Raw genomic sequence first — 12,716 nt, 5'->3', positions numbered from 1 at the left:
GGCCTTTTACCGGCCCTTTGCCGTACGTCCTGACGTCCGTCCGAAACCGTACTGAAGACCGTGAACGACCGGCTGAAGTCCCGTCAAGCCTTGCCGGCCGTGCCGAGGCCCAGCCCAGAGAGAAGCACTGCAGCCATGAGCACCTCCCGAAGCGTATCCCTCACCCGCCGCGGCGTCCTCGCCGCCGGTGGCGCCGTCGGCATCGGCGCCCTGCTGGCCGCCTGCGGAGGCGGCAAGGACTCGGGCTCCAAGGGCGACGTCAAGGGCGGCGCCTGGTCCTTCACCGACGACCGCAAGAAGAAGGTCTCCCTCGACCACACGCCGCAGCGCATCGTCGCCTTCACCGGCACCGCCGCCGCCCTGTACGACTTCGGCATCGACAAGCAGGTCGTCGGCGTCTTCGGCCCGACCAAGCTCAAGAACGGCAAGCCGGACCCGCAGGCCGGGGACATCGACGTGGACCGGGTCACCATCATCGGCAACGCGTACAACCAGTTCGCGGTCGAGAAGTACGCGGCCCTCAACCCCGATCTGCTGATCACCAACATGTACGAGCCGGGCGCCCTGTGGTTCGTGCCGGAGCAGAGCAAGGACAAGATCACCAAGCTGGCCGAGCAGGTGGCCATCACCTCGGCCCGGGTCCCGCTGGTGAAGATCATCGAGCGGTACGCCGAGCTGGCGCAGTCCCTCGGCGCCGATCTGAAGGCCAAGAAGGTCACCGACGCCAAGGCCCGCTTCGAGAAGGCCGCGGCCGAGCTGCGCAAGGCCGCCAAGTCCAACCCGGTACGGGTGCTCGCCTGCTCCGGCAGCGCCGACCTCTTCTACGCCTCCAACCCGGGCATCAACTCCGACATCATGTACTACAAGTCGCTCGGCGTGGACATCATCGTGCCGGACAACCTGGACAAGGGCGGCTACTTCGAGAACCTGAGCTGGGAGAACGCCGACAAGTACCCGGCCGACGTGCTGATGCTGGACAACCGCACCTCCGCCCTCCAGCCCAAGGACCTGGCCGCCAAGCCCGCCTGGAACAAGCTGCCCGCCGTCAAGGCCGGCCAGGTCACCGGCTGGTCCAGCGAGCCGCGCTTCTCCTACGCGGGCGCCGCCCCGCTGATCGAAGAACTCACCAAGGCCATCCAGAACGCCAAGAAGGTCGCCTGACACGACGCCGGGCCGGCCGCCGCACCGGCCGGCCCGGCCGAGCGCCCGCCCCCACCGCCAGTCACCGAGTCACGGTTCCGGGAGGTTCCTCCGCATGACCACGACCGCCGCACCCGCCACCACCCCGTTCCGCTTCTTCGATGTGCACGTCGTGCGCACCCGCCGGCTCGGGCCCTCCATGGTCCGGATCACCTTCGGCGGCGAACGGCTCGGCGAACTGGCCTCCGGCGGTCGCGACCAGCGGTTCAAACTGTTCCTCCCGCAGGCCCACCAGTCCGAGCCGGTCTTCGCCGACCAGGGCGAGAACTGGTACCCGGCCTGGCGCGCCCAGGACCCGGCCGAGCGGCCGCTGATGCGCTCGTACACGATCCGCGAGCAGCGCCACGAACCGGCCGAGGTCGACGTGGACTTCGCGCTGCACGGCGCGGACGCCCCGGGCGGCGCGGCCGGCGGCCCGGCCTCCCGCTGGGCGGCGGCCGCCGTACCGGGCGACCGTGTCTCGATCCTCGGCCCGGCCGTCGAGGACAACGGAGGTGTCGACTTCCGCCCGCCGCCCGGCACCGACTGGATCCTGCTGACCGGCGACGAGACGGCGCTGCCCGCGGTGGCCGGCATCCTGGCCTGGCTCTCCCCCGGCACCCAGGCCAAGGTCTTCCTGTCCGTCGCCCACGCGGCCGACCGCCAGGACCTGCCCACCTTCGCGGACGCCGACATCACCTGGCTCGTCGCCGACGAGCGCCCGGCGGACGGTGCGGACGCCCTCCTCGAAGCGGTGCGCGCCGCCGAACTGCCCGAGGGCACGCCGTACGCCTGGATCGCGGGCGAGGCGGGCAACGTGAAGCTGCTGCGCCGGCACCTCGTGCGGGAGCGCGCCTTCGACCGCCGGGCCGTGAAGTTCACCGGCTACTGGCGGCGCGGCGCCAGCGAGGAGGACCTGCTCGCGGAGTACGTGGCGGGCACGGCGTCCGCCACCGACGAGGACTGAACCGGTCCGGGCCGCGGCCAGGCCCGGCCCCCATACCGTGCGCGTACGACGGTCCGTACCGCACCACAGGAAGGGGCCCCGCTCACCCATCGAGCGGGGCCCCTCCCGTCTTCGCGCGTCAGCAGTGCCGCGCGCGCTTCACAGCCCGAGCCGCGCCAGCGCCTTGCCCGCGTCCGCGCCGCAGCTGCCGTCGCCCGCCAATGTCCAGGCCGCGCCGCACAGCGCCCGCAGGCCGTCCAGCGCTGCGCCCTCGCCGTCCAGCGCCAGTACGTCGTCGCGTGCGGACGCCGTCCAGCCGCCGCACCGGAAACCGCTTTCCGCATCCCCGGAAACCTCCGGCTGCGGGCCGAGCACGCCGCGCAGATCCGCGTCCACGTACGTCGGGCGGTGCTGCGGCGGCGCGGCCAGCAGCTCGGCGGCGGTGGTCACGCCGGTCAGCACCAGCAGCGAGTCCACGCCGCCGTTGTAAGCACCCTCGATATCCGTGTCGAGCCGGTCGCCCACCACCAGCGGCCGCTGCGCGCCGGTACGCAGCACCGTCTCCCGGTGCATCGGCGTCTCCGGCTTGCCCGCCACCTGGGGCCTGCCGCCGCCGGTGGCGGTCCGTACGACCTCCACCAGCGCCCCGTTGCCCGGCGCGATCCCGCGCTCCTTGGGAATGGTCAGGTCGGTGTTGGAGGCGAACCAGGGCACGCCGCGCTGCACGGCGTAGGCGGCCTCCGCCAGCCGCTCCCAGTTCAGCTTCGGGTCGAAGCCCTGCACCACCGCCGCCGGGCCGTCGTCCGCGGACTCCACCGGCACCAGGCCGCGCTCGCGCAGCGCCACCCGCAGCCCCTCGCCGCCGACCGCCAGCACCCGCGCGCCCTCGGGCACCTGCCCGGCGATCAGCCGGGCGACCGCCTGCGCCGAGGTGATCACGTCCGTCGGCGCGGTCGGCAGCCCGAACCCGGTGAGCTGATCGGCGACCGCGTCCGGCGTCCGGGACGCGTTGTTGGTCACATACGCCAGATGCATCCCGGCGTCGCGGGCCGTGCCGAGCGACGCGACGGCGTGCTCGATCGCCGAGCCGCCGGCGTACACGACTCCGTCCAGGTCCAGCAGCGCCGTGTCGTACGCCTCGCGCAGTGCCCGCTCGCACCGTCCGGGCCGCTCCCGCAGCACCCGCTCGCTCATGCCGTTTCGCTCCCTATTCACACAGGTACAGAAGTGGGTAACAGCGGTACGCGAAGCGGAACCTCACATACCGATATATCCAGCAGGACAAGGGTTTCCCCCCGATCATCCCGCACTCGGAAAGGCGGCATAGCATTCCCCAATGACCACCGACGGCCTTCGCCTCCACCCCTTCCGCGGACTGCGCTACGCCACGGACCGCGTCAGCAGCCTCACGGCCGTCACCTCGCCGCCGTACGACGTCGTCGTACGGCCGGACGGCGTGCGCCACCTGGAAACCGCCGACCCCTACAACATCGTGCGGCTCATCCTCCCGCAGGCACCCGACCCCGCCACCCGGCACCTCCAGGCCGCCGAGACACTGCGCCGCTGGCGCGCGCAGGGCGTCCTGGCCACGGACGACCGGCCCGCGCTCTACGTCTACGAGCAGAGCAAGGGCGGCCTCCTCCAGCGCGGGCTGATCGGCGCCCTCGAACTGAACGGGCCGGTCCTGCCGCACGAGGACGTGATCCCCGAGGTCGTCGAGGACCGCGCCGCCCTGATGCGCGAGGCCGCCGCCAACTTCGAGCCGCTGCTGCTCTCCTACGTCGGCCAGGGCACCGGCAACGGCGCCACCGGCGTCATCGAACGTACCGTCCTGACCACCCCGCTGCTCGCCACCACCACCGAGGACGGCTTCTCCCACCGGCTGTGGGCGGTCACCGACCCCGGCGAGCTGGCCACCGTCAACGAGGACCTGGCCCTGCGGCACGCCCTGATCGCCGACGGACACCACCGCTGGGCCACCTATCAGCGGCTGCACCAGGAGCACTCCGGCAACGGCGCGGCCAGTCCCTGGGCGAGCGGCCTGGTGCTGCTCGTGGACTCCGCCCGCCACCCGCTCCAGGTCCGGGCCATCCACCGCGTCCTGCCGCATCTGCCGCTGGACGACGCGCTGGCCGGGCTGGGCGGCGCGTTCCGCGCCCGGCCGGTGGAAGGCCCGCTCGATACGGCGCTGGCGGAGCTGGCGGAGACACCCGGCAGCGCCTTCCTGCTGGCGTCGGGCCCGGAGCGGTTCTGCCTGCTGGACCGGCCCGATCCGGACCTGCTCGACCGTACGATCCGCCGCGACCGCCCCGAGGCGTGGCGCGAGCTGGACGCCACCGTGCTGCACTCGGTCCTGCTGGACGAGGTGTGGCGGGTGCGCGACCACCCGTCCGAGATCAGCTATCTGCACCGGGCCGGGGACGCCGTCGAGCAGGCGGCGAAGCACGGCGGTACGGCCGTCCTGCTGCGCCCGGTCCCGGAGCAAACGGTGCGTCAACTCGCGCTGAAGGGCGTGACGATGCCGCGCAAGTCGACGTCGTTCGGCCCCAAGCCGGCCACCGGTCTGGTGCTGCGCGTCCTGGACGAAGAAGCCTGATTTGCGGCCGTACGCCCCCTGATGCCCGATGACGGCCCGGCGCGCGTGTCCCGCGCCGGCGTCTCGGCACCCCTTTCCCTGGCGCCACACAAGTTAGGTTAGGCTTACCTCACATCACGTAAGCGGATGGAGCCGTTCCCCCTGCGCCGACGGGTCTCCTGCCCAGGCGCGGGCGTTCCATGCGCATCCCCCCACGTGAGCTAGTCCGCATCAGGGAGGACACGTTCATGAGCCCCCTCGCGCGCTCCGCCGAGGACCCGTCACCCGCCGCAGGTACCGGGACGCCGGACAGCCGGTCCCAGCTGTTCAACAACAGCACCGCCGAGCACTACCGCCGCTCCGTAGCCGACGGCGTCGACCGCATAGCCGACAAAATATCCCGTACCGAACGCCCCTTCACCGGCGTCACGGTCGACGGCCTGACCCCCACCGTGGCCGGCATCGACCTCGACCAGCCGCTGCACGACCCCGCCGCCGCGCTGGACGAGCTCGAAGAGGTCTACCTCCGCGACGCCGTCTACTTCCACCACCCGCGCTACCTCGCGCACCTCAACTGCCCGGTCGTCATCCCCGCCCTGGTCGGCGAGGCGGTGCTCTCCGCGGTCAACTCCTCGCTGGACACCTGGGACCAGAGCGCCGGCGGCACCCTCATCGAGCGCCGCCTGATCGACTGGACCGCCCGCCGCATCGGCCTCGGCGAGCGCGCCGACGGCATCTTCACCAGCGGCGGTACGCAGTCCAACCTCCAGGCCATGCTGCTGGCCCGCGACGAGGCGTGCCGCACGGCCCTCGCCCGCGAGAACGATCCGGACACCGACCCGCAAGGCGCCACAACTCCGGTACGCCGTACCGACATCCTGCCCCGCCTGCGCATCCTCGCCTCCCAGGTCGGCCACTTCAGCATCGAGAAGGCGGCCACCCTGCTCGGCCTCGGCGCGGAAGCCGTGATCGCGGTGCCGTGCGGCCCGGACAAGCGGATGCGGGCCGACGCGCTCGCCGACGAGCTGGCGCGCTGCGCTGCCGAGGGCCTGATCCCGATGGCGGTCGTCGCCACCGCCGGCACCACCGACTTCGGCAGCATCGACCCGCTGCCCGAGATCGCCGACCTGTGCACGCAGTACGGGACCTGGCTGCACGTGGACGCCGCGTACGGCTGCGGCCTGCTGGTCTCCCGCCGCCGCGCCCTCCTGGACGGCATCGAGCGCGCCGACTCGGTGACGGTGGACTACCACAAGTCCTTCTTCCAGCCGGTCAGCTCCAGCGCCGTACTCGTCCGCGACCACGCCACCCTGCGGCACGTCACGTACCACGCGGACTACCTCAACCCGGCACGGATGGCCGAGCGGCGCATCCCCAACCAGGTCGACAAATCGATCCAGACCACCCGGCGCTTCGACGCGCTCAAACTGTGGCTGACGCTGCGCACCATGGGCGCCGACGGCATCGGCGAACTCTTCGACGAGGTCGTGGACCGCGCCGCCGACGCCTGGAAGCTCCTGAACGACGACCCGCGCTTCGAGGTCGTGGTCGAGCCGCAGCTGAGCACCCTGGTCTTCCGCTACCTGCCGTACCCCGACGACCGGGACCCGGTGCTGAGCGACGAGGTCAACCTGCACGCCAGGGAAGCGCTGTTCGCCTCCGGCGACGCCATCGTCGCGGGCACCGTCGTGGACGGCCGCCACTACCTGAAGTTCACCCTGCTCAACCCCGAGACCACGCTGGCCGACATCGCCACGGTCCTCGACCTGATCGCCGAGCACGCCGGCAGCTACCTCGCCGAGCGCCCCGTACCGGCCCTCAGCGCCGCGAGCTGACCGTCCCGCCGACCGGCCCAGCGGCCCCGTCCCCGACGAGCCGACAGCCCCGCGGCCGACCGACACCCCGTAAACGGAGACCCCACGTGTCCGCCCCTCACGACTTCATCGCCATCGGCCTCGGGCCCTTCAACCTCGGCCTCGCCTGTCTGACCGAGCCCATCGACGAGCTCGACGGCCTGTTCCTGGACAACAAACCGTCCTTCGACTGGCACCCCGGCATGATGCTGGAGACCAGCACCCTCCAGGTGCCCTTCATGGCCGACCTGGTCACCCTCGCCGACCCGACCTCGCCGTTCTCCTTCCTGAACTACCTGAAGGAATCGGGCCGGATGTACTCCTTCTACATCCGCGAGAGCTTCTACCCGCTGCGTGCCGAGTACAACGACTACTGCCGCTGGGCCGCCGCCAAGCTGGACACCGTACGCTTCGGCCACCAGGTCACCACCGTCGAGTACGACGAGGCCGGGCAGGTCTACGTCGTACACGCCGACCACCTGCCCAGCGGGGAGAAGAAGACCTACCGCGCCCGCAAACTCGTCCTCGGCACCGGCACCCCGCCGCACATCCCCGAGGCGTGCCAGGGCCTGGGCGGCGACTTCCTGCACAACGCCGACTACCTGGACAACAAGGCCGCCCTCCAGGCCAAGGACTCCATCACCATCGTCGGCAGCGGCCAGAGCGCCGCGGAGATCTACTACGACCTCCTCCAGGACATCGACAGCCACGGCTACCACCTGACCTGGGCCACCCGCTCCCCGCGGTTCTTCCCCCTCGAATACACCAAGCTCACGCTGGAGATGACCTCTCCGGAGTACGTGGACTACTTCCACGCGCTGCCCGCGGCCACCCGCGACCGGCTCAACGCCTCGCACAAGAACCTCTACAAGGGCATCGACTCCGAGCTGATCAACGAGATCTTCGACCTGCTCTACCAGAAGAACCTGCACGGCCCCTGCCCCACCCGGCTGCTGACCAACACCGCGCTCGACGGCGCCGCTCACGACGCGGCCTCCGGCACGTACACCCTCCGGCTGCGCCAGGAGGAGCAGGGCCAGGACTTCACCCTCGCCACCCAGGGCCTGGTGCTGGCCACCGGATACCGCTACGCCACACCGGAGTTCCTCGCGCCGCTGACGGACCGCATCGCCTGGGACGACGCCGGCCGCTACGCGGTGAAGCGCAACTACAGCATCGACACCGCGGGCCGCGACATCTTCGTGCAGAACGCCGAACTGCACACCCACGGCTTCGTCACCCCGGACCTGGGCATGGCCGCGTACCGCAACTCCTGCATCATCCGCGAGCTGCTCGGCCGCGAGTACTACCCGGTCGAGAAGTCCATCGCCTTCCAGGAGTTCGCCGCCCCGGCCGGACCGCACCACCCCGTGGAGGTCTCCCCCGCATGACCGCGCCCGTCTTCACCCGCACCCACGCCTCGCTCGGCGAGTTCGCGCTGCGCCCGGTCGACCCGGCCGGCGACGCGGAACTGCTGCACGGCTGGGTCACCCACCCCAAAGCCGTCTACTGGATGATGCAGGACGCGGACCTCGCAGCCGTGGAGAAAGAGTTCGCGCGCATCGACGCCGACCCGTACCACGACGCCTTCCTCGGCCTGCACAACGGCGTCCCGGCGTTCCTGATGGAGCGCTACGACCCGGCGCACCGCGAGGTGACCGAGGTCCACGAGGCCGCGCCCGGCGACGTCGGCATGCACTTCCTGACCGCGCCGACCGACACCCCGGTGCACGGCTTCACCCTCGCCGTGATCACCACCGTCATGGACATGCTGTTCGCCGAGCCCGGCAACCAGCGCGTCGTCGTCGAACCGGCCGTCCAGAACACCGCGGTGCACGCCCTCAACAAGGCCGTCGGCTTCGAGATCGTCCGCACCGTCACGCTGCCCAAGGGCGAGGCGTACCTGAGCACCTGCACCCGCGGCCAGTTCCTGGCCGCCCGAGGAGAAAACCCATGCTGAACCCCACCGCGGACCCCTCCGGCACCGCGGCGCGCGACGCCGTCCGCCACCTCACCCCCGACCTGTGGGCGCGCGCCAACCGCCTCCTCGTCCGCAAGGCCCTCGCCGAATTCGCGCACGAGCGCCTGCTCACGCCGCAGCGGCTGCCCGAGGACGGCCACTACGTCGTACGCAGCGACGACGACCGCGTGGAGTACCGCTTCACCGCCCGCCGGCTGAGCCTGGACCACTGGCACATCGACGCCGACGCCATCACGCGCCGGCGCGACGGCGCCGAGGTCCCCCTCGACGCGCTCGACTTCTTCCTCGAACTGCGCCGCACGCTCGCCCTCGGCGACGACATCCTCCCGGTGTACCTGGAGGAGATCAGCTCCACCCTCTCCGGTACGGCGTACAAGCTGGCCGCCGGGCCCGCGTCCGCCGCCGAGCTGGCGAAGGCCGACTTCCAGACGATCGAGACGGGGATGTCCGAGGGCCACCCCTGCTTCGTCGCCAACAACGGCCGCCTCGGCTTCGGCGTGCACGAATACCACTCCTACGCGCCCGAGGCCGCGAACCCCGTCCAGCTCATCTGGCTGGCCGCGCGCCGCGACCGCGCCACGTTCACCGCGGGCGAGGGCCTGGACTACGACCGGCTGATCACGGAGGAGCTGGGCGGCCCGACCCTGGACCGGTTCGCCGCGACCCTGCGCGACCTCGGCCTGGACCTGGCCGACTACCGCCTGATCCCCGTCCACCCGTGGCAGTGGTGGAACAAGCTCTCCGTCACCTTCGCGGCCGAGGTCGCCCAGCAGCACCTGGTCTGCCTGGGCCCCGGTGACGACGCCTACCTGGCGCAGCAGTCCATCCGTACGTTCTTCAACACCAGCGACCCGGCCAAGCACTACGTCAAGACCGCGCTGTCGGTCCTCAACATGGGCTTCATGCGCGGCCTGTCCGCCGCGTACATGGAGGCCACCCCCGCCATCAACGACTGGCTGGCGGGCTTGATCGAGCGCGACGAGACCTTCCGGGCCGCCCGCTTCTCGATCATCCGTGAACGCGCCGCCATCGGCTACCACCACCGCCAGTACGAGGCCGCCACCGCCAAGGGCTCCCCGTACCTGAAGATGCTCGCCGCCCTGTGGCGCGAGAGCCCGGTGCCCACCCTCGAACCGGGCCAGCGGGTCGCCACCATGGCGTCCCTGCTGCACACCGACCCCGAAGGCGGCTCACTGGCCGCCGCCCTCATCGAGGAGTCCGGCCTGGAGCCGGCGGACTGGCTGCGCCGCTACGTGGACGCCTACCTCACGCCCGTCCTGCACGCGTTCTACGCCTACGACCTGGTCTTCATGCCGCACGGCGAGAACGTCATCCTCGTCATCGAGGACGGCACCGTACAGCGCGCGATCTTCAAGGACATCGCCGAGGAGATCGCGGTGATGGACCCGGACGCGGTGCTGCCGCCGGCCGTCGAGCGCATCCGCGCCGACGTCCCCGAGGACAAGAAGCTCCTCTCCCTCTTCACGGACGTCTTCGACTGCTTCTTCCGCTTCCTGAGCGGCATCCTGGTCACGAACGACGTGCTGAACGAGGACACTTTCTGGCGTACGGTCGCCGACTGCGTGACCGCCTACCAGGAGGCCAACCCGCAGCTCGCGGACAAGTTCCGGCAGTACGACATGTTCGCCGACGAGTTCGCGCTGTCCTGCCTGAACCGTCTCCAGCTGCGGAACAACAAGGAGATGGTGGACCTCCAGGACCCGGCGGGTGCCCTCCAGCTGATCGGCACGCTGGAGAACCCGATCGCCCGGTACGCGCCGGGCGGGAAGGCGTGATCTCCGCTCCTGTATGACCGCAGGCCCGGTACGACTGAAGGGCGGGACCCCGGTGGGGTCCCGCCCTTCAGTCATGTGGCGTCAGCCGGGCTGTGGATCAGCTCTGCTCGGGACGGCCGTCGCGCGGGGTGTCCTCGCGCGGCGTGTCGTCGCGCGGCGCATCGTCGGAGGGAGCGGCGTCCGCCGCGGCCGGGGCCTCGGTCACGGCTTCGTCCTTGCGCTCGTCCTCGTCCGTCTCCGCCTCCGCGTCCTCGTCCTCGTCCGCGTCTTCCAGTACGTCCGTGAACTCCACGCCGTCCAGCTCGGCGAGCCGGTCCGAGGCGTTCGTGGTGCCGCCCTGGTCGGCCTCCAGCGCCTTGGCGAACCACTCGCGCGCCTCGTCCTCGCGGCCGACCTCCAGCAGCGCGTCGGCGTACGCGTAGCGCAGCCGGGCGGTCCACGGCTGTACGGAGTTCGACGCCAGCTCGGGGCTCTGCAGCGTCACCACGGCCGCGTCGCTCTGGCCCATGTCCCGGCGCGCACCGGCCGCGACCAGCCGCATCTCGACCTGGCCCGCACGGTCCAGCTTCTGCACCTCGGGCTCACCGGCCATCGCCAGCGCCTTCTCGGGCCGGCCGAGGCCGCGCTCGCAGTCGGCCATCACGGGCCACAGCTCCACGCTGCCGGTCATCCGCCGCGCCGCCCGGAACTCGGCCAGCGCCTCGCCGTACTTCGCGACGGCGTACGCGGCGAAGCCGGCCGCCTCACGCACGGAGGGAACGCGCGACGCCAGCCGCAGCGCCACCCGGGAGTAGCCGTACGCCTGCTCCGGGTCCTCGTCGAGCAGCTTGGCCACCATGACCAGGTTCCGGGCGACATCGTCGGCGAGCGTCTTCGGCAGGCTCAGCAGCTCCTGCCGTACATCCTTGTCGACCTCCTCACCGGTGACGTCCTCCGGGATCGGCAGCCGCTTGATCGGCTCGCGGTCGCGGCGGTCGTCCCGGCGGTCGTCGCGACGGTCGTCGCGGTAGCCGCCGCGGTCGTCCCGGCCGCGGCCGGCGCCGTACGGGCGGCGGGCGCCGCGGTCGTCACGGCGGTCGTCACGGCGGGGGCCACGGTCGTCGCGACGGAAACCGCCGCGGTCACCGTCGCGGCGGTCATCGCGTCGGTAGCCGCCACGGTCGTCGTCGCGACGGTCGTCACGGCGGGGGGCGCGGTCGTCACGGCGGAAGCCACCACGGTCGCCCTCGCGGCGCGGAGCGCGGTCGTCGCGCGGGAAGCCGCCGCGGTCGTCGTCACGGCGCGGGCCGCGCGGACGGTCGTCACGGCGGTCATCGCGGCGGAATCCACCACGGTCGTCACGGCGGTCGTCACGGCGCGGGCCGCGGTCGTCGTCCCGGCGGAAGCCGCCGCGGTCATCGCGACGGTCGTCACGGCGGGGGGCGCGGTCGTCACGGCGGAAAGAGCCGCCACGGTCGTCGTCCCTACGGAAGCCACCGCGGTCATTGTCACGCCGGAAACCACCGCGGTCGTCATCGCGACGGTCGTCACGGCGGGGGGCGCGGTCGTCCCTGCGGAAGCCGCCACGGTCGTCGCGGCGGTCATCGCGGCGCGGACCGCGGTCGTCATCGCGACGGAAGCTGCCGCGGTCGTCGTCGCGGCGGGGGCCGCGCGGACGGTCGTCACGCCGGTCATCGCGGCGGAAACCACCACGGTCGTCGTCCCGGCGGAATCCACCACGGTCACGGTCGTCGCGCCGGAAGTCACCGCGGTCGTCGTCGCGGCGCGGGCCACGGGGTGCGCGGTCGTCTCGGGAGAAACCGGGGCGGTCGTCACGGCGGAAGCCACCGCGGTCGCCCTCGCGGCGCGGAGCGCGCTCGTCGCGCGGGAAGCCGCCGCGGTCGTCGTCGCGACGCGGGCCGCGCGGGCGGTCGTCACGCCGGTCGTCGCGGCGGAAGCCGCCACGGTCATCGTCACGTCGCGGGCCGCGGTCGTCGCGACGGAAACCGCCGCGGTCATCACGACGGTCGTCCCGGCGCCCGCCGCCGAAGCCACCACCGAAGGAGCGGCCGCCACGGTCGTCCCGGCGCGGGCCACGGTCGTCACGCCGGAAGCCGCCACGATCGCCGCCGTCGCGCCGCTGAGGCCGGCGCTCCGAGCGATCGTCGGAAGAGTTGGGGGACATCGACGTGACTCCTGTCTTCGGTACTGCGAACATTCTCGCGCACCGACCACTTCGGCGCGCTTCGGCAAAACAAAAAGGACCCTTGGTCCCAGCGTGAACGCTGGGACCAAGGGTCCTGTCAAAGATTGTTCGGCGGCGTCCTACTCTCCCACAGGGTCCCCCCTGCAGTACCATCGGCGCTGAAAGGCTTAGCTTCCGGGTTCGAAATGTAACCGGGCGTTT

At 71.6% G+C, this 12,716-nt stretch carries 9 protein-coding genes and 1 rRNA gene; 7 read left to right on the top strand and 3 right to left on the bottom strand.

All coding sequences use genetic code 11. From position 1 onward, the window contains the following. Positions 1-135: 135 nt before the first annotated feature. Together ADK86_RS00050 and ADK86_RS00045 are read left to right on the top strand one after the other, a co-directional pair. Complete coding sequence (locus ADK86_RS00050; RefSeq protein ID WP_053694642.1) at positions 136-1,161, top strand: ABC transporter substrate-binding protein; 1,026 nt, start codon at positions 136-138, stop codon at positions 1,159-1,161. Positions 1,162-1,255: 94 nt separating this feature from the next. Next, positions 1,256-2,146, top strand: a complete 891-nt coding sequence (locus tag ADK86_RS00045; RefSeq protein ID WP_053694641.1) for a siderophore-interacting protein — start codon at positions 1,256-1,258, stop codon at positions 2,144-2,146. Positions 2,147-2,284: 138 nt separating this feature from the next. Here the strand turns inward: ADK86_RS00045 and ADK86_RS00040 are convergent, their stop codons facing one another. Beyond that, positions 2,285-3,319 (bottom strand): HAD-IIA family hydrolase, encoded by a 1,035-nt coding sequence (locus ADK86_RS00040; protein ID WP_053694640.1) that lies wholly within the window; start codon positions 3,317-3,319, stop codon positions 2,285-2,287. A gap of 142 nt (positions 3,320-3,461) precedes the next feature. On the opposite strand from ADK86_RS00040, the gene ADK86_RS00035 reads away from it, so the two are divergent. The 5 genes from ADK86_RS00035 to ADK86_RS00015 all read left to right on the top strand — a co-directional run bounded on the left by ADK86_RS00035 (position 3,462) and on the right by ADK86_RS00015 (position 10,330). After that, positions 3,462-4,721: a DUF1015 family protein gene (locus ADK86_RS00035; protein ID WP_053694639.1), complete on the top strand. Its 1,260-nt coding sequence runs from the start codon at positions 3,462-3,464 to the stop codon at positions 4,719-4,721. A 227-nt stretch (positions 4,722-4,948) separates the two neighbouring features. After that, a complete protein-coding gene (locus ADK86_RS00030) occupies positions 4,949-6,535 on the top strand; it encodes a pyridoxal phosphate-dependent decarboxylase family protein (protein ID WP_030604638.1) in 1,587 nt (528 codons plus the stop codon). Between the two features lie 86 nt (positions 6,536-6,621). Continuing rightward, the gene (locus ADK86_RS00025; protein WP_053694638.1) at positions 6,622-7,944 is read left to right on the top strand and encodes a lysine N(6)-hydroxylase/L-ornithine N(5)-oxygenase family protein; all 1,323 of its coding nucleotides are present in this window, start codon (positions 6,622-6,624) and stop codon (positions 7,942-7,944) included. Further along, positions 7,941-8,513, top strand: coding sequence for a GNAT family N-acetyltransferase (locus tag ADK86_RS00020; protein ID WP_003984802.1), 573 nt, complete (start codon positions 7,941-7,943; stop codon positions 8,511-8,513). The genes ADK86_RS00025 and ADK86_RS00020 overlap by 4 nt, the downstream gene beginning before the upstream one ends. Next, positions 8,507-10,330, top strand: a complete 1,824-nt coding sequence (locus tag ADK86_RS00015; RefSeq protein WP_053694637.1) for an IucA/IucC family protein — start codon at positions 8,507-8,509, stop codon at positions 10,328-10,330. The genes ADK86_RS00020 and ADK86_RS00015 overlap by 7 nt, the downstream gene beginning before the upstream one ends. A 97-nt stretch (positions 10,331-10,427) precedes the next feature. On the opposite strand, the gene ADK86_RS43625 is transcribed toward ADK86_RS00015, so the two are convergent. Beyond that, entirely contained in the window at positions 10,428-11,285 is an 858-nt protein-coding gene (locus ADK86_RS43625; protein ID WP_063788903.1) for a tetratricopeptide repeat protein, read from the bottom strand. Positions 11,286-12,621: 1,336 nt separating this feature from the next. Continuing rightward, a 5S ribosomal RNA gene (gene rrf, locus ADK86_RS00005) occupies positions 12,622-12,716 on the bottom strand; the annotation flags it as partial.

This window comes from Streptomyces sp. NRRL F-5755 (genome assembly GCF_001279365.1).
GTDB classification, from domain to species: Bacteria; Actinomycetota; Actinomycetes; order Streptomycetales; family Streptomycetaceae; genus Streptomyces; species Streptomyces rimosus.
This window is presented reverse-complemented; position numbering and strand designations above follow the sequence as displayed.